Below are 21,331 nucleotides of genomic sequence, written 5' to 3' on the forward strand. Positions count from 1 at the left end.
CCCCGGCAGTCGCCATCGCAACCGGCGCGGCGCTGCTGGTGGGCGGCGGCCTCAAGGCCCTGGATGTCACCAACGTGATCGACCTGGGCGATTCCGCCAACGCGATCGTCTGGGCAAGTGCAGCCGCCGTCCTGGGCCTGGGCATCCTGCTGGCCGGCATCCGCGGCAGGACGGCAGGGGTCCTGAGCCTCTTCGCCGTCATCGCGCTGGTCACAGGTGGTGTGTACAACGTGGTGGGCGACGGCGACCGGGTCCGGTTCCAGCAGGTCAACTGGAGCCCGGCAACCATCGCGGAGGCCCGGGACGGGTACGACGTCACGGCCGGACGGGGAACCGTGGACCTCACCAACCTGGCCGACGACGCCCCGCTGACGTCCGACGTCGTCATTCCGCTGGACATCACCGCCAGCAACGTGACTGTGGTCATCCCGGAGAACGTGCCCGTGGAGATCAAGGCGGACATGACCATGGGAAACCTCAATGAGGCGACCGGACAGCGCGGCGGCACCACCACCCGCGAAAGCAGTTACAACACAGACGAGCCCGGCAGCCGCCTGGTGGTCCAGATCGACGGCACGTTCAGCAACGTCACCATCGAGGAAGGCAACTGAAATGAGCAACAGCAACCAGGCCCCCGAGCCCCGGACCCCTGGCTCCTACTCCACGGATGTCCCGACGGTGGCAAGCACCGATGCAGGAACGGCACCCGCCCGGGTGGGCACGGTGGTGTGGGGACTCATTGTCCTGGCCCTGGCGGCCCTGATCATCGTGGCACAACTGGGCATCGTGACCCTCAACGGCACCTACGTCCTGATCGGCCTTATGATCGGAGCCGGCGCCGCGCTGGTGGTGGGCGGCCTGCTGTCGGCCCGCAAACGTGACAACGAACCAACAACAGGGAAGTCTTGAACCATGGACAAGTTTTTCAGCATCGTCAGGGGCCTCGGCCTGAAACGCGGCCCGCAGCGCTGGCTCGGCGGGGTCCTGGGCGGTATCGCCGCAAAGCTGAACGTGGATGTGGCCTACGTCCGGATCGCATTCCTGGTGTTTTGCCTGCTGCCAGGACCCGCCGTCGTCTTCTACCTCCTGGCGTGGGCGGTCCTTCCGGACCAGCGCAACGTGATCCCGCTCCAGACCTTCCTGGAGCGGCGCTCACTGAACCGTCCCTGACTCACTGCAGCCCCTGCCCCCACCGGGCAGGGGCTGTTGTGTTGCCGGCGGACGGGCGCTTTGTAACCAGTTTGTGTCGTACCCCACACCTCCCACTACACTTCTAGATGAGCTCAGCGTGGCGCTCTGCCTGTAAACCCTCTCCCAGGATTTGAGCCGAAACATGAAAATTGGAATCCTCACCAGCGGTGGCGACTGCCCCGGATTGAACGCGGTGATCCGCGGCGCCGTACTGAAAGGCATCGCCATCCACGGCCACGAGTTCGTCGGATTCCTCGACGGCTGGCGCGGCGTGGTGGAGGGCGACATCATTGACATCCCCCGCACCATGGTCCGTGGCATCGCCAAGCAGGGCGGCACCATCCTCGGCACCTCGCGCACCAACCCGTTCGAGAACGGCGGCGGCCCCGAGGTCATCAAGGCCCACATGGACCGCCTGGGCATCGACGCCATCATCGCCATCGGCGGTGAGGGAACCCTGGCCGCCGCCAAGCGCCTCACGGACGCCGGGCTGAAGATCGTCGGCGTCCCCAAAACGGTGGACAACGACCTTGACGCCACCGACTACACCTTCGGTTTCGACACCGCCGTGCAGATCGCCACCGAAGCCATCGACCGGCTCCGCACCACCGGCGAATCCCACCACCGCTGCATGATCGCCGAAGTCATGGGCCGGCACGTGGGCTGGATCGCGCTGCACGCCGGCATGGCCGCAGGCGCCCACGCCATCCTCATCCCGGAGCAGAAGGTCAGCATCGAACAGATCACCGAGTGGGTGAACGAAGCCCACGCCCGCGGCCGCGCACCCCTGGTAGTGGTGGCCGAAGGCTTCGTTCCGGAGCATATGGAAACCCCGCACTCCGAACGTGGCCTCGACACGTTCGGCCGTCCCCGCCTGGGCGGCATTGCCGATCAGCTGGCCCCGGAGCTTGAAGCCCGGACCGGCATCGAAACCCGCGCCACCATCCTGGGCCACATCCAGCGCGGCGGCGTCCCCTCCGCCTTCGACCGGGTCCTGGCCACCCGCCTCGGCATGGCCGCCATCGACTCAGTGGTGGAAGGCTACTGGGGCACCATGGTGGCCCTGAAGGGAACGGACATCGAACACGTCGGCTTCCAGGACGCCCTGGGCCAGCTCAAGACCGTCCCCCAGCGGCGCTACGACGAAGCCGCCGTCCTCTTCGGCTGAGCTGTCCTGCCCGGTTGAGCGGTCTGGTCGCCCTAGGCTGGGAACATGACACTTGACCCCGGTTCCGCTGCCATCATCCAGCTTGCGTGGGCACGACGCCTCGGGTTGGACGACGACGCCTTCGGGGAAGCCCTCGCTTCCGGCCAACGCGTGGTCCGGGCTGACGAATCGGCCCGGACGGTGGAGTTCCTGCGCCTCTTCGGCAGTTCCGCCCTGGTGGGACCGCAGTGGGTCATTGACGCCGCGGCGGGCATCCCGGACGAGGAGATGGCGCAGCACGTAACCCTCCTGACCCTGACCCGCTCCCACGGCGGGCACGGCCTGGGCGCCGCAGCCCTATTCTTCGCCGACGACCTGCCGCTCAAGCAGCCGGCTGGGGAGATGACCGTTTCGCACGGCAACCCCGAGGCCATCGAACTGGAGGGCCGGTGCCCGCCGGACGACGTCAACGAGGTTGGCCTCTCGGACCTGGAAAACCGCTACACCCTCGTCCACGAGGTTGAGGGACGGCGAATCCCCCTTGCCTGCGGGGCCTACACGGAATGGGAGGGCCTGCTGGCGCACCTGGGTGTCCTGGTGGACCCGGAATGGCGCCGCCAGGGGCTCGGGACGCTGGCCGCTTCCATCGCGGCCCATGAAGCACTGGCAGCCGGGCTGACGCTGCAGTGGCGAACGGACGTCAGCAACACCGGAGCGCTGGCGCTTGCCCGGAAACTTGGCCTTTCAGCCGGCGGAATCCAGACCAGCGTCCACCTTGGTTGATACGGGCGCTGCCGTGCCCCAGCCCTGGACCGGCTGGGGTTTCGCGAAGAACAGCGCCACCGCAGCGCCGGCCAGGACCACCGCGGCGGGCAGCAGGATGGACTGGCCCATCGCCGTCGAGAATCCGCTATGGAGGGCTTCCGGCAGAGTGCCGCTGAGAGCCATCCCTTCGCCTGCCGTGCCGGCCGGTCCTCCAGCGGGCAGTTCAGCCGCGAGCCGTGCCTGGATCAGCACGGCGATGGCTGCACTGCCCAGCACCGCCCCGAACTGCCGGGTGGTGTTGTAGACACCTGAGCCAGCCCCGGCCTGGCGGGGCGGAAGGTTACGGGTTGCAGTAGTGCTGAGCGGCGCCCAGATGCCGGCGTTCGCAAACCCCAGGACGGCGCTGGGCAGCAGGAAGAGCAGGATGGGCGTTCCGGGCTGCATCAGGAGCGCGTTCCACGCCAAGGCAACGGCCATCAGGATCAGGCCGGCCGCGGCCAGGTACTTGGGGTTGATCCGGTCCACCACCTTCCCCACCACCGGTGCCAGCCCGCCTGAAATGAGGGCCATAGGCACCATCAGCAGGGCTGACTGCGTGGGTGTCAGGCCGCGGACCATCTGGTAGTAGAAGATCAGCGGCAGCATGAATGCCGTGACGGTGAAGCCCACCATGGTGATCCCCAGGTTGGCGAGCGAGAAGTTCCGGTCGCGGAACAGCCCCAGCGGCAGCAGCGGCTCACCCTTGTTGTACCGCTGCCACACCACAAAGCCCGTCAGCACAACCAGGCCGGCGATGATCAGGCTCCACACGCTGACGGGTCCGACGATGGTGCCCCAGTTGTACGTCTCGCCCTCCTGGATGCCGAAGACCAGAAGGAAGAGTCCGACGGCGCTGAGCACCACGCCCGGGATGTCGAACCTGTGCTGGTGGGTGCTGAGGGCGGGAACGTTCCGCAGCGCCAGGATGAAGCCCACGACGCCGACGGGCAGGTTGATGAAGAAGATCCACTGCCAGCCCAGCCCGTCCACCAGGACGCCGCCCAGGATGGGTCCCACAAGGGTGGCCATCCCGGCGGTGGCTCCCCAGACCGACATGGCTGCCCCGCGCCGGTCGGGCGGGAAGATCCGGGTGATCACGGCCATGGTCTGGGGCGTCATGATGGCCGCACCCAGGCCCTGCAGCACGCGTGCGGCGATGAGGGTCTCCACGTTCCCGGCCAGTCCGCACCACAGCGAGGCAAGGGTGAACACCACCAGGCCCAGAAGGTAGAGCTTTTTGGGTCCGAAGCGGTCGCCGAGCCTGCCGGTGATCAGCAGCGGCACCGCGTACGCCAGCAGGTAGGCGCTGGTCACCCAGATCACCGAGTTGATATCCGCGCCCAGGCCCTCCATGATCACGGGGTTGGCCACGGAGACGATGGTGCTGTCGATCAGAATCATGAAGAACCCGATCACCAGGGACCACAGGGCAGGCCAGGGCTTTGCTACGTTTTCCACTCGGTTATCTTTCAGGGTGTTGGCCGGGCAGACCCGGAAGATGGCTAGCCGAGGAGGTCGAGGATCTCCTGGCGCGCAAACATCTGTGCCGCGGCACGGGCGGAAGGGGAGCCGGCGTCAGGATCCGCGCCGGCGTCCAGCAGCACACGGGCTACTTCGGGATAGCCCTTGAATGCCGCCCCCGCCAGCGGTGTCTGGCCGCGGTCATTGGGCGTGTTGGCGTCTGCGCCGTGCTGGAGGACCAGCCGCACCGCATCCGCATGGCCGTGGTACGCGGCCAGCATCAGGAGGGAGTCCCCGGCGGAGTTGGTCAGGTTGGCCGGTGCGCCTGCCTCAAGGTAGGCGCGCAACAGGTCGGTGTTGCCCTCCCTGGCCGCCTCGAAGAGAGTGTGGGCCAGGGCGACGGCGTCGTCGTCGGTCCCGGCGGTTGGTGCGGCGTTGTCAGTCATCAGCGTGGCCCCCTGAGGAATCCGGTCTGGCGCCCCACCACCTGGCCGGCGTCGGGGGCGACGATGAGTTCTTGGCTGGCGGGGTATGGCTCGTCCCCGTCCAGAACCGTCAGTATCTCATCCGGGGCCACTGAACGTTTTATGACCGCCAGCGCAACCGGGCCCATTTCGTAGTGCTGGGCCACCGAGGTCACCGTCCCCACCTTCCGGTCGCCCACCAGGACGGGGCTGCCGGCCGCGGGCAGGGTGTGCTGCGATCCGTCCAGCTGCAGGAACACGAGGCGCCGCGGCGGATGTCCCAGGTTGTGGACGCGGGCAATGGTCTCCTGCCCCTTGTAACAGCCCTTGGCCAGGTGCACGGCGGTGCGGAGGAGGTCAAGTTCGTGCGGGATCGTCTTGTCATCCGTCTCGGCACCGATCCGGGGCCGCCAGGCGGCCACGCGCAGGGCCTCGGCCGCGAGGGTACCGGCGAGGGGGCGCCCTGCGAGCGTCTCCTCCAGGGCTGCCGCGGGGACAAGGTATTCAAACCAGGGACGCTCCAGTCCCGGATGGTCGGTCTCGGCAACCGTGGCATAGGAGAAGCCGCCGGCGCTGACATGCGGCCACGGGTCCTGCCAGGCGAGCAGGCCCGACCATTCCGGGACCGCCCTGGTGCTGCCCACAACAGCCCACCCGGTGGAGACGTCCGCCACTTCAACCCGCAGCATGAACTTCATCCTGTTGAGGAACTCCGCCAGCGGCGCTGCCTCGGCGCCCTCGACAATCAGCCAGGTGGTCCCGCCGTCGTCAACCACCCGCGCATCAAACTCAATCCGCCCCTGCACGCTCAGGAGCAGCAACTCGCTGGACTCGCCCGGCGCCAGGCCGGTGACCTGCTGCGAGGAGAGGGTGTTGAGCCAGTTCAGCCGGTCCGGACCGGTGACGGTCACTACACCGCGGTGGGAGAGGTCAACGACGGCGGTTCCGGCGGCCAGGGCACGCTGTTCGCGCAGGGGCTCGCCGTAGTGGGCCGCGACGCCGGCGTCCACGCCGGCCGCCTCAACGGCGCCGGGGCGCGACAACAGAGGGCTGGGAATAGTCATATGAAGTAGAAGTCCTTGGAGGCTAGCGATATTCCGGGTTTTCGAAATCGAACCGGGTCCTGGCGGACCATCCTGCGGCAGGTTCCCGTAGGCGGGCAGGCCGCCGGCGTCGGCCCCACGGGTCCGAACCACCCGGCGTCGGCCTGCTGAAACCGATGTGCTGCAGGCTGTCGAGGATGTTCATGGAGCAGTGCTTGATCCCGTCCTCGTTGCCGGTAGTCAGGCAGCCGCCCACCTTGGGGTAGAACGCCCACTGGCCCTTGCTGTTGAGTTCGCCGGAGTGGGCGTACAGGTGCTTTTCCATGATCCGCCGGCTGATGTTGATCCGGCCGTCGGTGTTGGACGTTTGCGGGGATTTCTTGAGCGTGCCGTTGAAGAAGACGGCCTTCAGGTCACCGTAGTCCTTCAGGCCTTCGACTGTTCCCACGGCAGCGCTCCTTTGGTTACGAAACCCGTTTCAGGAAGGCCGAGGCGTGGGCTTCCAGGCCCTTGCCGCCTTCTCCCCCGGTTGCCACGTCCCAGCGCCACAGCAGGTTGCCGTCCACCAGCCCGAAGATGCGGGTAGCGGCGCTGTAGTCCTTGGAATGGCTGCCCCGCATCACCATGTCCGTGGTGAGCTGGATCTGGGGGCCCTTGATCTGCCCGTAGTACAGCTCCGAGATGCCGCCGGGATGGGAGATGGACACCGAGATGTCGAAGCCGCCCTCGCTGTTGCGCAGGGCCTCCACCTCATCGGCACTCTTCAAGGCAGGCACGATGTCCGCCGGGATGAGGCCCGGCCCGCCATCGGCGTCCAGCTGTTTGCGCTCCAGCGCCCAGAAGCCGGTCTCGACAGTGAGCGGCCGCAGGCGGGTGCCTTCGTCGTCGGTCAGCCAGCTTTCCGCACGGTACTGAAGGTACGGCAGGCCGTTGTGGGTGAAGGAAACGTGCTGCATGAAATGCTCCGAGTCCTCGTCCCCGCTGCCGAGCCGGCCGCGGCCTTCCCACTCACCGATGAGCCAGGAAAGGGGAACGAGTTCAGGGGTCAGATCCGTAGGAATCTCAATGGGCACGGCAATTACCTCGAGATACAGCTAGCTCCGGAAAGTTCGGTCTACTTCTGGCCTTTGAAGAGGCGGTAGACCACAAAGCCGGCAAACCATGCCATCGAAAGGCTGGCGATGCCGAGCAGGACAAGGAAGAAGATTTCAAAAGCAAGTACGGACATGATGCCATCCTAACGCGTTAGTAGATGAGTAGTTTGTCTATGAAGTAGGCAAGGGAACCCACCGCGGAGACGGGCGCCAGCCCCATACCGAGCGCCGCAGGAACGTTCAGCGGGGCACCGCGGAGGGTGGCCATCCGGCGGAAACTGGCCAGCACGGCACCTACCACGACGCCGAAAATGGCGGCGGGAAGGACCTCTATGTCAGAGAGCACCAGGCCCGCGAGCGGCCCCGCCAGCCCGGCCAGGACCATGCCCAGCGGCGCCACCACACTGTCGGGCCACCGGATGAGTCCTGTGATCAACGCCACTGCGGCACTGATGGCCGCGACCAGGAGCATCTCGCGCACACCGTTGAACCTGGCTCCGGCAACCCATCCTGAGCCAAGGCAGGACAGCAGGACGCCCACACAGCAGCCGAGCGTGGACTCAAGACGCTGCGCCTGGCCGGTTCCGCGGATGAGCTGCACCACGAAGACTGCCATCATTCCCAGGGCAATGAATCCGGGCGTCCAGTCGAGGAAACCGGGTGCGGGCACCACCGCAGCGGCGATTGCGGAAGCTGCGCCGGGCAGGGCAATGACTGCTGCGAGCGTCTTCTTGGCCGGAATGCGCAGGAAGTGGGGCCAGCCGATGCCCACCGTGGCGGCGATCAGGACCGCCACGACCAGCAGGGCTTCCCTGGTGGTGTAGACACCGGCGATGATGGCCGCGAGACCTGCGATTCCCACCAGGCCGATGGTCCAGGAGCCGAGCGAACGAACGGGTGCCTGCAGATCCGCCGTCATGCGGGAGCCTGCCTCTGCTTAGCGTTTGCACTCACTGCGCTGCAATCCCATCCTGGCGTCGACCTGGGGCAGAGCCCCTTTCTGGCAGGGCGTTCCGCCCTAGCTCAATCCTGCCTTATATGAACGGGATATGTCGCAAAACGTCCCGTTACAGCGCGTGCATCTCTGGTTCCGCAGGGGGTGGCGGGTATACTCAAGGCTCAACTAAGCGCCCTGCCGGGGTGGCTGGCCGGCAGCTTTCCACGCCGGCCGGAAACCCTTACGGGAGCCAGTACCCGCCGGTGGAAATCCGGTTCAGTCGCCCAATGATGCGCGGACGGCCCTTGGAGGAACTATGTCGCACATCCTGTTACTGACGAACAGCACCGGCACTTCGGTCGACATCCTGCCTGCCCTTGAATTGCTGAACCACCGGGTCCATATCCTCCCCGCCGAGCCCACGGCCCTGCTGGAAACAGACCCTTGCGACATCGTCCTGCTGGACGCGCGGAAGGACCTGGTGGGCGCCCGCTCGCTCACCCAGCTCCTGAAGGCCACCGGCCTCAGCGCCCCGCTGGTGCTGATCCTCACTGAAGGCGGCATGGCGGCCGTTTCCTCTGCCTGGGCTGTGGACGATATCGTCCTGGATTCGGCCGGCCCCGCCGAGGTGGAAGCGCGCATCAGGCTGTCGGTGGCCCGGGCCGTGCCTGAACAGGAAGACGCGCCAAGCGAAATCCGCGCCGCCGGCGTGGTCATCGACGAAGCCAGCTATACCGCCCGCGTGAACGGTGCTCCGCTGAACCTGACCTTCAAGGAGTTCGAACTCCTGAAATACCTCGCCCAACATCCCGGCCGGGTATTTACCCGCCAGCAGCTCCTCACCGAGGTGTGGGGCTACGACTACTACGGCGGCACCCGCACCGTGGACGTCCACGTCCGGCGCCTGCGCGCCAAGCTGGGCGCCGACCATGAGAACCTCATCAGCACCGTCCGCAACGTGGGCTACCGCCTCACGCTGGTGCGGCAGCAGGAAGACGAGCTCACCGAGGCCTGAGTGGCGGGCCTCCAACCCGTATAGCCTTGCTTCATGACTCCTGCGCACCCTGAGAAGTGGCCCGTCCATGTTGTCCGAGGCGGCGTTGACCAGCAGCTCCTGAAAGACTGCCGCGACCTGCTTGCCGCGGCCGAAGAGTCCGACGGCAATCCGTCCATCTCGGAACAGACCCTGGTGACCATGCGCGCCGGCGATTCCACAGCACACTCGCTGCTGACCCTGGCGCTATACGCCCCTGATGAGGACTCGGATCCCGCCACGGGGCAGGACCTGGCGGGCTTCGCCGTCGTGGTCGAGGAAGCGGACGGCAGCGGAATCCTGGAGATCGCCGTCCACCCCTCCTATCGCAACCAGGGCGTGGCCGACCGCCTGGTGGGCGCCCTGGTTGAAACCCGGGGGCTGGACGGGTTGAAGGCCTGGTCCCACGGCAACCATGAGGCCGCCGCGGATCTCGCCGCCCGGTACGGTTATGCGCCCGTGCGTGAACTGTGGAAGATGCGGATGACGACGGCGGGCGCTGACCTTCCCGACGCCGGCTTCCCGGAGGGGGTAACGCTCCGCGCCTTTGTGCCCGGGCAGGATGAGGAGGCGTGGCTGGAGGTCAACAGGGCGGCCTTCGCAGACCATCCGGAGCAGGGCAACCTCACGCGGGCGGACCTTGAGGCACGCATGGCCGAGGACTGGTTCAACCCCGCGGGTTTCCTCCTGGCCGAGGACGCCCGCGGGCGGCTGCTGGGCTTCCACTGGACCAAGGTGCACCCGCAGCACGGCCCGCACCCCGCCATCGGCGAAGTCTATGTGGTGGGCGTGGCGCCGGAGGCACAGGGCATGGGGCTGGGCAAGGCGCTCACCGTCGCGGGGATCCGGCACCTCCAGGAGCAGGGGCTGCACGCCGTGATGCTGTACACCGACGCGGAGAATGCACCCGCCGTTTCCCTGTACCGCCGCCTGGGGTTTACCCGCTGGGACATGGATGTGATGTACGGGCCGGTGGCGGCCGGTTAGTCCAGTCGACTGACATGGGCGCCGGAGTACCCGGAAATCGAGGGTTTCGCGGCAATGAATGCTTGTAAGGTTGAAACAAGACCGCGCGGGCCGGAAGCACCAGCACCAAGCGCCAGGTAAAGGAGATGCCATGAACCCGGAACCTTCCGGAACAGCCACGTCCCAGGATGTTGCGGTTCCTGTACGCGCCCGCTTCGGTTCCTCCGAAGTACCGGCTTCCCGGGCCACCCAGGACCGCATTGACATTCCGGAATTTGCGCCGAACCTGCAGCCCGAGGGTGACATCCGCCCCGACCGCTTCCTGGACCGTGAACTGAGCTGGCTCGCCTTCAACTCCAGGGTCCTGGAACTTGCCGAAGATCCCTCCCTGCACCTGCTGGAACGCGTCAGCTTCCTGTCGATTTTCGCGTCCAACCTGGACGAGTTCTTCATGGTCCGGGTGGCGGGCCTGAAGCGCCGCATCGCCACGGGCCTGGCCGTCCCCTCCCCTGCTGGACTGAGCCCCGTGGAGGTCCTGGAAAGGATCAGCGAGGAAGCACACCGGCTGCAGCAGCGGCACGCGCAGGTGTACGCAGACCAGATCCGCCCGGCACTGGCCTATGAGCACATCCACCTGATGCACTGGGACGAACTGGACGACGCCGCCAAGCAGCAGCTGAGCGCAATGTTCGCCGAGAAGGTCTTCCCCATCCTCACGCCGCTGGCGGTGGATCCGGCCCACCCGTTCCCGTACATTTCCGGGCTTTCCCTGAACCTGGCCGTGGTGGTGCGGAACCCGGTCAGCGACAAGGAACTGTTCGCCCGCGTCAAGGTGCCGGACCAGCTGCCGCGCCTGATCTCCATCGACGGTCCCCGCGCCGGCGCAGTGGCAGGCCGGGTGGCACGGTTCATCGCCCTCGAAGAAGTCATCGCCGTCCACTTGGACAAGCTCTTCCCCGGCATGGAGGTCCTGGAACACCACACCTTCCGGGTCACCCGCAACGAGGACGTGGAGGTGGAGGAAGACGACGCCGAAAACCTCCTGCAGGCGCTGGAGAAGGAACTGCTGCGCCGCCGCTTCGGCCCTCCCGTGCGGCTGGAAGTCACCAATGACATCAACCCCAACATCCGTGCGCTGCTGATCCGCGAACTGGGGGTGGAGGAATCCGAGGTGTACTCGGTGCCGGCTCCGCTGGACCTCCGCGGCCTGTCCGTCATTGCCGGCATTGACCGTGCCGATCTCCACTACCCCAAGCACGTCCCGCACACATCCCGGTACCTCAACGAGTCCGAGACGTCCAAGGCCGCAAACGTCTTCGCAGCCATGCGCCGCCGCGACATCCTGCTGCACCACCCGTACGACTCGTTTTCCACCTCCGTCCAGGCGTTCCTGGAGCAGGCCGCTGCGGACCCCAAGGTCCAGGCCATCAAGCAGACCCTGTACCGCACGTCGGGCGACTCCCCCATCGTGGACGCCCTGATCGACGCCGCCGAGGCCGGCAAGCAGGTCCTGGCGCTCGTGGAGATCAAGGCCCGCTTCGACGAGCAGGCCAACATCTCCTGGGCGCGCAAGCTCGAGCAGGCCGGCGTGCACGTGGTCTACGGAATTGTGGGCCTGAAGACGCACTGCAAACTGTCCCTGGTGGTCCGCCAGGAAGTGGACGGGCTGCGCCGGTACTGCCACATCGGCACCGGCAATTACCACCCGCGTACCGCACGGTACTACGAGGACCTTGGCCTTCTGACCGCCAACGAGCAGGTGGGCGAGGACCTGTCCAAGCTGTTCAACCAGCTCTCCGGCTACGCCCCGAAGTCCACCTTCAAACGCCTGCTCGTTGCGCCTCGCTCGGTGCGGTCAGGGCTCATCGACCGGATCGAAACCGAAATCCGCAATGCCCGGGCCGGGGTACCCGGCCGGGTGCAGATCAAGGTGAACTCCATGGTGGATGAAGCCATCATCGATTCCTTGTACCGGGCTTCCCAGGCCGGTGTGAAGGTGGACGTGGTGGTCCGCGGCATCTGTTCCCTCCGGCCGGGTGTACCGGGCCTGAGCGAAAACATCACGGTCCGCTCCATCCTGGGCAGGTTCCTTGAGCACTCCCGGGTGTTCGCGTTCGCCAACGGCGGCGACCCCGTGGTGTACATCGGCTCCGCGGACATGATGCACCGCAACCTGGACCGCCGAGTGGAGGCCCTGGTCCAGCTGGCAAGCGCCGACGACATCAACTACGTCCTGGACCTGCTCAAGCGGTACATGGCACCCGAAACCGCCAGCTGGCACCTGGACAACGAGGGCGACTGGTCCCGGCATCACCTGGCCGAGGACGGCAGGCCGCTTGAGGATGTGCAGTCCTGGCTGCTCGCCTCGCGGCCCCGGCAGCGCAGCCTGAGCCGGCGGTAAGGGCAGCCGTTTTGTCGAGCGATGCACTCGTAGCTGACCAGACAGACCATCCCGGGGAACCAGTTGCAGTTACCGCTGCCGGCGCCCTTCCGTGGCGGGTGACAAATGACAGGCTTGAAGTCCTGCTGATCCACCGCCCCCGCTATGACGACTGGTCATGGCCCAAAGGGAAGATTGACGACGGCGAGACCATCCCCGAATGCGCCCTCCGCGAGGTGCGGGAGGAGATCGGCCTGGACGCGCCCTTGGGCCGTCCGCTGCCGGCCATCCACTACCGCGTCGCGTCCGGCCTCAAGGTGGTTTTTTACTGGGCGGTCAAGGCTAATGGGACCCGGCTGGTTCCGGACGGCAAGGAGGTGGACAGCGTCATGTGGTGCACCCCGGAGAAGGCGGCCAAGCTGCTCTCCAACCCCACCGACGTCGTGCCGCTGGAATACCTGCGCAAAGCCCACGAGGACGGCGAGCTGAACACCTGGCCGCTCATAGTCCTCCGGCACGCCAAAGCGAAGCCACGCTCCTCCTGGACCAAAGCCGAAGGTGAACGGCCGCTGGCTGCCACCGGGACACGGCAGGCACAGGCGGTGGGACGGCTGCTGCAGGTCTGGCAGCCCCCGCGCGTGGTCACCAGCCCCTGGCTCCGGTGCGTGGCGACCGTTGCGCCCTATGCGAAGGCAGCAGGGGCGAAGGTTCGGATGGCGGAAGCCCTCACTGAGCACCGCCACCACCGCAGCCCGAAGAAGACCGCCGCCGTCGTCGAGGCCCTGTTCGACAAGCAGCGGCCTGTGGTGGTCTGCACCCACCGCCCCGCGCTGCCGACGGTCTTCGCGCAGCTGGCGAAGCACATGCCGGGCCGGCTGAGCAGCCTCCTGCCCTCGGATGAGCCGTACCTCTCGCCCGGCGAACTGGTGGTCTGCCATGTGGCGCCCGGGGCAAAGAACCACGTGGTCGCCGTCGAGCAGTTCAAACCGTTCGACGACTGACCCGGCCGGGATTCAGAAAGGCGACAAGCAACCCCGATAGACTTGGGGCGTGAGCATCCCAACGCCTTATGAAGACCTCCTGCGCGATGTCCTGGCTTCCGGCACGCACAAATCCGACCGGACCGGAACCGGAACCACCAGCGTTTTCGGGCGGCAGCTGCGTTTTGACCTGTCGAAGAGCTTCCCGCTGATCACCACCAAGCGGGTGCATTTCAAATCCGTCGCGGTGGAGCTGCTGTGGTTCCTGCGCGGCGAAACCAACGTGAAGTGGATGCAGGACCAGGGCGTCACCATCTGGGATGAATGGGCAGACGCGGATGGCGACCTGGGGCCGGTTTACGGCGTCCAGTGGCGCAGCTGGCCCACCCCGGACGGCGGCCACATCGACCAGATCGCCGAGCTCGTGAAGGGCCTGAAAAACAACCCTGACTCGCGCCGCCACATCGTCTCGGCGTGGAACGTCTCCGAGCTGAGCGACATGGCCCTGCCGCCTTGCCACGCGTTCTTCCAGTTCTACGTGGCCAACGGCAGGCTGTCCTGCCAGCTGTACCAGCGCTCCGCGGACATGTTCCTGGGCGTGCCGTTCAATATCGCCTCCTACGCCCTGCTGACCTGCATGCTTGCCCAACAGGTGGGGCTGGAGCCCGGCGAGTTCGTCTGGACCGGCGGCGATGTGCATATTTACGAAAACCACATGGACCAGGTCCTCAAGCAGCTGGAGCGGGAGCCCTACGAGTACCCGCAGTTGAAGATCAACCGGAAGCCGGCGTCGATCTTCGACTACACGCTGGAGGATTTCGAAGTGGTGGGCTACAAGCACCACCCGACGATTAAGGCACCGATCGCCGTATGAGCACCGAGAATTTCACCGATCCGCAGTCCTTCACGGAGGAACTGGCCGCCTCAATCACGGGCGTCGGCCTGGTCTGGGCGCAGACCCCCGACGGCGTCATCGGCAAGGACGGGGACATGCCCTGGCACCTGCCCGAGGACCTCAAGCATTTCACCCGCCTCACCACCGGGCACCCGGTCATCATGGGCCGCAAGACCTGGCTGTCCTTCCCGGACAAGTACCGTCCCCTGCCCGGGCGGACGAACATCGTCATCACCCGGCAGAAGAACTGGGCCGACACGCCGGAGGCGGAGGGCGCCGTCGTGGTTCCGTCGCTGGATGATGCGCTGCTGGAATCGCAGTTCGTCGACGGCGGAGACACCGTCTGGATTCTGGGCGGCGGGGAGATTTTCCGCCAGTCCACAGACCTGGCCAACGTAGCGGTGGTCACCACCATCGACGTGGAGGCCGACGGCGACACGTTCGCCCCCGAGCTTGGCACCAGCTGGGAGGCCACCGCCTCCGTTCCTCCGGACGGCTGGCTGACGGCCGCCAACGGCACACGCTACCGATTCACCAAATGGTCAAGGACCGAGGGCTAGGAACATGCTGAAGAAACCGGAAACCCTCTTCGTCCTGGGGTACATGCTGCTGCCGCTGCTTGCGCTGCTGTCCGCCATCGTGGGGCTGACCATGATCCTGGGCGGCAACAAGATCGCCGGCGCCATTGTGCTGGTGGTTGTCACGCAGGTCTTCGCCTTCGCCGCCTTCTTTGCCCTGCGGGCCCGCAGGGCAGCTGTGGTGGAGGAGTCCAAGCGGGGCTAGCTCATTGTGGCTGTGCCGGCTCTGCATGGGGAGCCCACCCCATCGCGGCTTGGCGGGCGCCTGGCCTAGGCTGAAGCCTGCAGCCTGACGGACTGCTGTTTGGACAATGGCACTCCGGCTGGAAGGCGAACTCGACGACGCCTCCCTGCTCTCGGCGGGAGCGTCCTCCCTGATGGCCCGCGGTGCAGCCACGGTGGGCGCGGACAAGGAGTTGTCGGTTGCGGGTCCGGTGGCAGCCGTTACCCATGCCCTGACGATGACCAAGAAGCTGGTGCAGATCAACCTCCTCACGGCCGGCTCCGTGGACAACGTCCTGTCCGTCGAGTCACCCGAATACCGGATCCTGCTGCAGCCACGGGCCTACCTCAGCTGGTTCGCGATGGCGCAGCGGCCGGATACCACACCGGCAGAAGCCAACTTCCTTATCCTGCGCAAGCATCTTGAGGACAACCCCGACGGCGGAGCCACCATCCGCCTGCTCGGCGGTTCCGACGGCAAGCAACTGCTGGTCAAACGCAGCGGGGAGGGCTGGACCGTGGGCTACGGCCATCTTGATGCCCCTTCCAAGCCCATCCGGGAATCTCAGGCCTCAGCGACGGCCAGGTGTTGGACCACATCCGATCGATCCGACAGGACTAGCATGCAGAACGGCAATCCGGGCAATACTCCCGGCAGCGCAGCCACACCCGACGACCAGGTCCGTGCCTTTCACGAGCAGGCCCTGGCGCGCGGGGAAAAGCGTGTCCTGTTCCGGACGGTGGAGGGCGCGCTCCACAGCTATGAGAAGGACGAACTCGGTGTGGTCACCGCCATTTCCCACCCGCAGGTGCGGCCCGCCGGAGGGTTTCTAATGATGGCTGTGTTTTTCGCTGCCTTGGCGTTTTTCTCGATCTTGCTGGTGGCCGGGCCCACCAGCAGGGGCCAGGATCCGGTGTGGGGAGCCCTGGTCCTCACTGTCGCCGGGGCCGCCGGCGTCCTCTACGCAGCACGGATGGCTGGCGTCGCCGCCAAGGCCAAACGGCTGAGGGCGGAACGGGGGATCCCGGAACCGACGGCCCGGCAGTTCGACCGCTAAGGGGCAGCCCTCGTGACAAAAGGGGCCTGCCTTGTTAGCCGCCCGCCGTCGTCGTACGTTCAAGGACATCACGTAGCTGCCCAACGACGTGACGTAACCGACTGCGCCCTGCGGGTTCAGACGTCTAAAATGGACGAATGACTACAGCAGCTACCCCTTCCGTCGGCCTGGTCGGATGGCGCGGCATGGTCGGTTCCGTCCTCATGCAGCGCATGCAGGACGAGGGCGACTTCGCCAACATCAACCCGGTGTTCTTCTCCACCTCCAACGCGGGAGGTGCCGCCCCGTCCTTTGCTGACGGCGCCGGCAAGCTCGAGAACGCGTTTGACCTCGACACCCTGGCGAAGCTGCCCATTATCGTCACCGCCCAGGGCGGCGACTACACCAAGCAGGTCCACGGCGAACTGCGCAGCCGCGGCTGGGACGGCCTTTGGATCGACGCCGCCTCCACGCTGCGCATGAACGATGACTCAATCATCGTGCTGGATCCGATCAACCGCGACGTCATCGACAAGGGCCTGGTCAACGGCACCAAGGACTTCATCGGCGGCAACTGCACCGTCTCGTGCATGCTGATGGGCCTCGGCGGCCTGTTCAAGAATGGCCTGGTCGAGTGGGGCACCTCCATGACCTACCAGGCAGCCTCCGGCGGCGGGGCCCGGCACATGCGCGAGCTCCTCAGCCAGTTCGGCACGCTCAATGCTGAGGTCAGCACGGAACTGGACGACCCGGCGTCGGCCATCCTGGATATCGACCGCAAGGTCCTGGCCCACCAGCGCACCGGCATCGACGCCACCCAGTTCGGCGTGCCGCTGGCCGGTTCCCTGATCCCCTGGATCGATGCCGACCTGGGCAACGGACAGTCCAAGGAAGAGTGGAAGGCCGGGGTCGAAACCAACAAGATCCTGGGCACCTCCGAGGAAAACCACGTCATCATGGACGGCCTGTGCGTCCGGATCGGCGCCATGCGCTCCCACTCCCAGGCGCTGACGCTCAAGCTCCGCGAGGACCTGTCCGTCGCCGACATTGAGAAGCTTCTGGCCGAGGACAACGAGTGGGCCAAGGTGGTCCCCAACACCAAGGAAGCGTCCATGGCCGAGCTCACCCCGGTGGCCGCTTCCGGCACCTTGGACATCCCGGTTGGCCGCATCCGCAAGATGGAGATGGGACCGCAGTACATCAGCGCCTTCACCGTGGGCGACCAGCTCCTCTGGGGCGCCGCCGAGCCGCTGCGCCGCATGCTCAACATCGCCACCGGCAACCTGTAGACAGCTGCCGTCAGGGCGGCCCTGCCCCGTTTGGGGCGGGGCCGCTCCTGCTTAACCGGCTGTCCCTCGCCGAAAGTGAGAGGGCGTCGGCCGGAAAGCCGCCAGAGATGAGAGGGCGTCGGCCGGAAAGCCGCCAGAGATGAGAGGGCGTCGGCCGGAAAGCCGCCAGAGGTGAGAGGGCGTCGGCCGGAAAGCCGCCACAGGTGAGAGAGCGTCGCGGGGGCGGGGCCGGTTCAGGTGGCGAGGAACTGCAGGTACCGCCGGGAGGCCTTGTCGAAGGCTGCCTGCGCAGCGGGACCGAGCGGGCGGTCGCCGTCAAAGAGTTCGGGTACGACGGCGGCGCGCTGGCCTTTGCCCGCAACGGCCCAGGTGCCGATCACCTTGCCTGCCGCAACAACTGTCTTCTTGAAGACTCCGTTGCCGCCGGGAACAACCAGGTTGGCATGCTCGGGCGGCAGGACAAGGCTCCGGTCGGTGTAGCCCAGCAGGAACTCGTCGAAGCCGGGCAGCAGCAGGACGGAGCGGCCGCCCGGGACCCTGCCGTCCAGCAGCACGGCGGTCTCCGGGGACATCCAGTAGGCCGTACCGTCAAACTTGAGCTCCACCAGCTCGCCGCGGATCTCCTCCAAAGCGGTCCGGACTTCAGTTAAGGGAATCTGGGTCCACCAGGCGAAGTCGCGGACGGTGGCCGGGCCATGGCTGCGGAAGTAACGGAGCAGCCACTCGGCAACCGCCTCCGCCCGCTCCAGGCGCCGGGACTGCGGAATCCACTGATCAAACGCCACCAGCAGCTGCTGGTTCCCGGCCAGCGGCCCCTGCACAAGCCAGCCGTGCCGGCATAGCGTTCCCAGGATGTGGACGCCCCGTTGCCCCTGCGTAGGCTGCCCCGCGGCATCGAACACACTGAACAGCTCACTGCGGCTGGCCGGCCCGGCGGCGGCGAGGCGGTCGAGCGCGAGATCCCGGCACTTTTCGACGTCCGCCCAGGTGATGCCGAGTTCCCGGTGCCGGGCGGCGATGCCCTTGGTCAGCCGGTCCGCGGTGAGCTCCAGCATCCAGCCCAGGTCCTCGGGCGCCACCAGGTGCAGGGTTCCCCGCATCGGCCAGGACCTCACCACGGTTCCGGTGTCGAGTGCAGCCCGCACGGCGCTGATGCCGGAGCCGGGAAGCCGAACGCCTACAGCCCACAAGGCCGCCTGCAGGTCCTGTGCCTGCATGGCCGTCATCCAACCGACCACGCCTGCCGGGGAGTCCGTGGCGTCCCCGGCCGCCTGCAGGCCCTGGGCCAGCAGTCTTTGGGACACCAGCCGCAGCCGGCCCAGCGTCCTGCCGTCAATCCGGTTCCCCGCCTGCGCAGCCATGCCCTCATCCTACGGTCGCGGCGGAGCACGCAACACGGCGGCTAGGGTAGAACCATGACTTTGGGGAGTTTGTGGCAGTTGCCTGCGCGTAAAACCAGGAGATGGATGATCGGCGGGACGCTGGGCGTCCTGGCAGGAACTGCGCTGGGACTCATTTCCCTCTCCGCGTTCCTCAGCGCAGGGCGGTCAAACCCCCTGCTGCTGCTCCCCTCCCTCGCCCTGAGCCTGGGCGGCGGCTACGCCGTGCTGTTCCCCGCAATGGCGGTCAGCCGGAACGGCGTCCGCATCCACCGGGACTGGCGGCAGCACCCACGGGCAGCCCGTCTCCTCTGGGTCCTGTCACTCGCCGTGGCCATCGCCGGGCTGGCCACCTGCATCGCTGCGGGAGCGGCAAACCCGCAGGCACCGGGCCTGCTGGTCTGGCTGTTCATGGGCATCTACCTGGCACTGACAGGCTGGGCGTCAGCCCTCATGGGCGCTGCCGAAGTGCTCCGGCAGAACTCGCCCGACGCTGAACGGACTACAGCTCCAGCCCGATAAGCAGCGGCTCCGGGTGCAGTTCAATGCCAAAGCGGCGTTCGACGCCGGCCCTCACCTCACGGGCCACGGCCACCACGTCCGCCGCCCGGGCTGCGCCGCGGTTGGTGATTGCCAGCGTGTGCTTGGTGGACAGCGACGCCCGTCCGCCTGACACACTGTCCTGCTCCAGGCCGAAGCCTTTCCCGAAGCCCGCCTGGTCGATGAGCCACGCAGCCGACAGCTTCACTAGCCCGTCAACCCCTGCCGGGTACCGCGGCGCGGACTCAGGCAGCGCTTCAGCCACAGCCGCGGGAACGATGGGGTTGGTGAAGAACGAACCTGTGGAATAGGTGTCCCGGTCCGCGGCGTCCCACACCATGCCCTTCGAAGCCCGGAGCCGGAGCACCTCGCGGCGGACGTCGGTGGCGTAAGCGCGCTTGCCCGGCTCGACACCCAGGGCGCGGGCAAGTTCGGCATAGCGGATAGGTGCGCTCATCCGGCCGAGCGGAAGCTGGAATTCGACGGTGAGCACAATGTAGCGGGGCGAACCGTTGACGGTGGTCCGCTTGAGGATGGAGTCCCGGTAGCCGAACTGCAGCTCGGAGTTGGTGAAGGTCCTGACGGCGTTCCGTTCACGGTCCCAGGTGCGCACCGCGGCGATGGTCTGGGAGACGTCGGCGCCGTAGGCACCCACGTTCTGGACGGGAGTGGCGCCTGTGGAACCTGGAATGCCGGAGAGCGCTTCGATTCCGGACCAGGCATGGCGGACGGCATGCTCCACCAGCTGGTCCCAGTTGTGGCCTGCCTGCACCACCACGGCAACGCCGCCGCAGGAGTCCTCGGCGTTCACGGTGAAGCCCTCGGAGGCGATCCTGACCACCGTACCGGGGAAGCCGTCGTCCGAGATCAGGAGGTTGGACCCGCCGCTGATGACCAGCACCTGTTCGCCCGCCTCATCCGCCGTGCGGATGGCATCGATGATTTCGGCCTCGGTGCGTGCCTCGATGAAGGTGCCGGCAGGGCCGCCGACGGCGGAGGTGGTCAGGGAGGAAAGCAGCGTGGAAGTCACCCGTCCACAATACAAGGGAAAGTCAGGCAAGCTTCCGGGCCACTGGCGAGAGCAGGAAGCTCACCACCAGCATCACCATGACGGCGAGCAGCGAGTGCAGGATGCCCACGTGCTCGGCCAGCAGCCCCAGCAGCGGCGGCCCGCAGAGGAAGGCCCCGTATCCGATGGTGGACACCACGGAGACCCGGGCGGCAGCTTTGGCGGGGTCGTCGGCCGCAGCGGACATGCCCACCGGGAACCCCAGGGATGCGCCCAGGCCCCACACCGCCAGGCCAACAAATGCCAGCCAGGGCACCGGTGCAAAGACGAACAAGCCAAGTCCGGCGACCGCCATCGCCGCGCACCAGCGCATCACCGGCACCCGCCCGAACCGGTCCAGGACCAGGGTTCCGGCGAATCGTCCAATGGTCATGAACGTGACAAAAAGCCCGTATCCGGCAGCACCGGCGGCGTCTGACTGGCCGTGGCCGTCCGCCAGTGCCAGTGCCACCCAGTCCCCCGCGGCCCCTTCGGCCAGGGCGAGGCCCAGCACCAGCACCCCCAGGAGGAGGGTGCGGCGGTCCCGCCAGGCCTGGGAGATCTTGCGTTTGTTGTCCAGGGGCTCGTGGGCGGACTCCGAAGTGCCTGCAGAGATAACGGGAATCGGTCCAGTGCTGGGGTCCTCGAAGTTGTCCGGGGTGTACGTCCGCTCCGCCGCAACCGGGGTGATGTCGGCACGGAACCAGGACGCAGCCGTCGCTACGGAGACGGCCACCACTACCCCGGCAGCGGCCAGATGCCACACCACCGGCAGGGACACGGCGGCCGCTGCCGCACCCAGCCCGGCGCCGGCCACGGTTCCCAGGCTGAACGCGCCGTGAA

The 21,331-nt window shown here is 66.8% G+C and carries 22 protein-coding genes and 2 pseudogenes; 15 read left to right on the forward strand and 9 right to left on the reverse strand.

The genetic code is table 11. The features are described from left to right. The 5 genes and pseudogenes from AC5RTT_RS14915 to AC5RTT_RS14935 all read left to right on the forward strand — a co-directional run. Positions 1-611 (forward strand): annotated as a pseudogene (locus tag AC5RTT_RS14915) (PspC domain-containing protein); the annotation flags it as partial. Between the two features lies 1 nt (position 612). After that, positions 613-909, forward strand: coding sequence for a hypothetical protein (locus tag AC5RTT_RS14920; protein WP_494145859.1), 297 nt, complete (start codon positions 613-615; stop codon positions 907-909). A gap of 3 nt (positions 910-912) precedes the next feature. After that, entirely contained in the window at positions 913-1,170 is a 258-nt protein-coding gene (locus tag AC5RTT_RS14925) for a PspC domain-containing protein (protein WP_494145860.1), read from the forward strand. A gap of 163 nt (positions 1,171-1,333) precedes the next feature. Continuing rightward, positions 1,334-2,359 carry an ATP-dependent 6-phosphofructokinase gene (locus tag AC5RTT_RS14930; RefSeq protein ID WP_494051011.1) on the forward strand — a complete coding sequence of 342 codons (1,026 nt, stop codon included), beginning with the start codon at positions 1,334-1,336 and terminating at the stop codon, positions 2,357-2,359. Between the two features lie 45 nt (positions 2,360-2,404). Then, on the forward strand, positions 2,405-3,121 hold the full coding sequence (locus tag AC5RTT_RS14935; RefSeq protein WP_494145861.1) for a GNAT family N-acetyltransferase: 717 nt from the start codon (positions 2,405-2,407) through the stop codon (positions 3,119-3,121). Here AC5RTT_RS14935 and AC5RTT_RS14940 read toward each other — a convergent pair. The 6 genes and pseudogenes from AC5RTT_RS14940 to AC5RTT_RS14965 form a co-directional block, all read right to left on the reverse strand. Further along, on the reverse strand, positions 3,083-4,600 hold the full coding sequence (locus tag AC5RTT_RS14940; RefSeq protein WP_494145862.1) for a DHA2 family efflux MFS transporter permease subunit: 1,518 nt from the start codon (positions 4,598-4,600) through the stop codon (positions 3,083-3,085). The two genes, AC5RTT_RS14935 and AC5RTT_RS14940, sit on opposite strands and share 39 nt — an antisense overlap. A 44-nt stretch (positions 4,601-4,644) precedes the next feature. Continuing rightward, positions 4,645-5,049, reverse strand: coding sequence for an ankyrin repeat domain-containing protein (locus AC5RTT_RS14945; RefSeq protein WP_494051014.1), 405 nt, complete (start codon positions 5,047-5,049; stop codon positions 4,645-4,647). After that, positions 5,049-6,131: a CAF17-like 4Fe-4S cluster assembly/insertion protein YgfZ gene (gene ygfZ, locus AC5RTT_RS14950; RefSeq protein ID WP_494145863.1), complete on the reverse strand. Its 1,083-nt coding sequence runs from the start codon at positions 6,129-6,131 to the stop codon at positions 5,049-5,051. The genes AC5RTT_RS14945 and ygfZ overlap by 1 nt, the downstream gene beginning before the upstream one ends. A gap of 22 nt (positions 6,132-6,153) precedes the next feature. Beyond that, positions 6,154-6,558, reverse strand: a pseudogene (locus AC5RTT_RS14955) (hypothetical protein). Positions 6,559-6,574: 16 nt separating this feature from the next. After that, entirely contained in the window at positions 6,575-7,183 is a 609-nt protein-coding gene (locus tag AC5RTT_RS14960) for a nitrobindin family protein (protein WP_494145864.1), read from the reverse strand. Between the two features lie 172 nt (positions 7,184-7,355). Then, positions 7,356-8,123, reverse strand: coding sequence for a permease (locus AC5RTT_RS14965; RefSeq protein ID WP_494145865.1), 768 nt, complete (start codon positions 8,121-8,123; stop codon positions 7,356-7,358). A gap of 334 nt (positions 8,124-8,457) precedes the next feature. Between AC5RTT_RS14965 and AC5RTT_RS14970 the strand changes: the two genes are divergently transcribed. The 9 genes from AC5RTT_RS14970 (at position 8,458) to asd (ending at position 17,521) form a co-directional block, all read left to right on the forward strand. Next, the gene (locus AC5RTT_RS14970; protein ID WP_494008955.1) at positions 8,458-9,156 is read left to right on the forward strand and encodes a winged helix-turn-helix transcriptional regulator; all 699 of its coding nucleotides are present in this window, start codon (positions 8,458-8,460) and stop codon (positions 9,154-9,156) included. 33 nt (positions 9,157-9,189) lie between these two features. Further along, positions 9,190-10,161 carry a mycothiol synthase gene (gene mshD / locus AC5RTT_RS14975; RefSeq protein WP_494145866.1) on the forward strand — a complete coding sequence of 324 codons (972 nt, stop codon included), beginning with the start codon at positions 9,190-9,192 and terminating at the stop codon, positions 10,159-10,161. 130 nt (positions 10,162-10,291) lie between these two features. After that, positions 10,292-12,541 (forward strand): RNA degradosome polyphosphate kinase, encoded by a 2,250-nt coding sequence (locus AC5RTT_RS14980; RefSeq protein ID WP_494145867.1) that lies wholly within the window; start codon positions 10,292-10,294, stop codon positions 12,539-12,541. Between the two features lie 11 nt (positions 12,542-12,552). Continuing rightward, on the forward strand, positions 12,553-13,521 hold the full coding sequence (locus tag AC5RTT_RS14985; RefSeq protein WP_494145868.1) for an NUDIX hydrolase: 969 nt from the start codon (positions 12,553-12,555) through the stop codon (positions 13,519-13,521). 49 nt (positions 13,522-13,570) lie between these two features. Further along, entirely contained in the window at positions 13,571-14,374 is an 804-nt protein-coding gene (locus AC5RTT_RS14990; protein ID WP_494145869.1) for a thymidylate synthase, read from the forward strand. Further along, positions 14,371-14,955, forward strand: coding sequence for a dihydrofolate reductase (locus tag AC5RTT_RS14995; protein WP_494145870.1), 585 nt, complete (start codon positions 14,371-14,373; stop codon positions 14,953-14,955). The genes AC5RTT_RS14990 and AC5RTT_RS14995 overlap by 4 nt, the downstream gene beginning before the upstream one ends. 4 nt (positions 14,956-14,959) lie before the next feature. Then, the gene (locus AC5RTT_RS15000) at positions 14,960-15,178 is read left to right on the forward strand and encodes an NF038396 family protein (protein WP_494145871.1); all 219 of its coding nucleotides are present in this window, start codon (positions 14,960-14,962) and stop codon (positions 15,176-15,178) included. A gap of 106 nt (positions 15,179-15,284) precedes the next feature. Further along, entirely contained in the window at positions 15,285-16,253 is a 969-nt protein-coding gene (locus tag AC5RTT_RS15005) for a hypothetical protein (protein ID WP_494145872.1), read from the forward strand. Positions 16,254-16,390: 137 nt separating this feature from the next. Continuing rightward, a complete protein-coding gene (gene asd, locus AC5RTT_RS15010) occupies positions 16,391-17,521 on the forward strand; it encodes an aspartate-semialdehyde dehydrogenase (RefSeq protein WP_494145873.1) in 1,131 nt (376 codons plus the stop codon). Positions 17,522-17,754: 233 nt separating this feature from the next. On the opposite strand, the gene AC5RTT_RS15015 is transcribed toward asd, so the two are convergent. Then, positions 17,755-18,882, reverse strand: a complete 1,128-nt coding sequence (locus tag AC5RTT_RS15015) for a winged helix DNA-binding domain-containing protein (RefSeq protein WP_494145874.1) — start codon at positions 18,880-18,882, stop codon at positions 17,755-17,757. 105 nt (positions 18,883-18,987) lie between these two features. Between AC5RTT_RS15015 and AC5RTT_RS15020 the strand changes: the two genes are divergently transcribed. Then, entirely contained in the window at positions 18,988-19,422 is a 435-nt protein-coding gene (locus AC5RTT_RS15020) for a hypothetical protein (protein ID WP_494145875.1), read from the forward strand. On the opposite strand, the gene AC5RTT_RS15025 is transcribed toward AC5RTT_RS15020, so the two are convergent. Both AC5RTT_RS15025 and AC5RTT_RS15030 read right to left on the reverse strand, forming a co-directional pair. Continuing rightward, on the reverse strand, positions 19,403-20,470 hold the full coding sequence (locus tag AC5RTT_RS15025) for a UDP-N-acetylmuramate dehydrogenase (RefSeq protein ID WP_494145876.1): 1,068 nt from the start codon (positions 20,468-20,470) through the stop codon (positions 19,403-19,405). The genes AC5RTT_RS15020 and AC5RTT_RS15025 overlap by 20 nt on opposite strands. A 22-nt stretch (positions 20,471-20,492) precedes the next feature. After that, positions 20,493-21,331: MFS transporter (locus tag AC5RTT_RS15030; RefSeq protein ID WP_494145877.1), on the reverse strand; the 839-nt coding region annotated here is incomplete at its 5' end.

The organism is Arthrobacter sp. Y3221157, assembly GCF_059089865.1.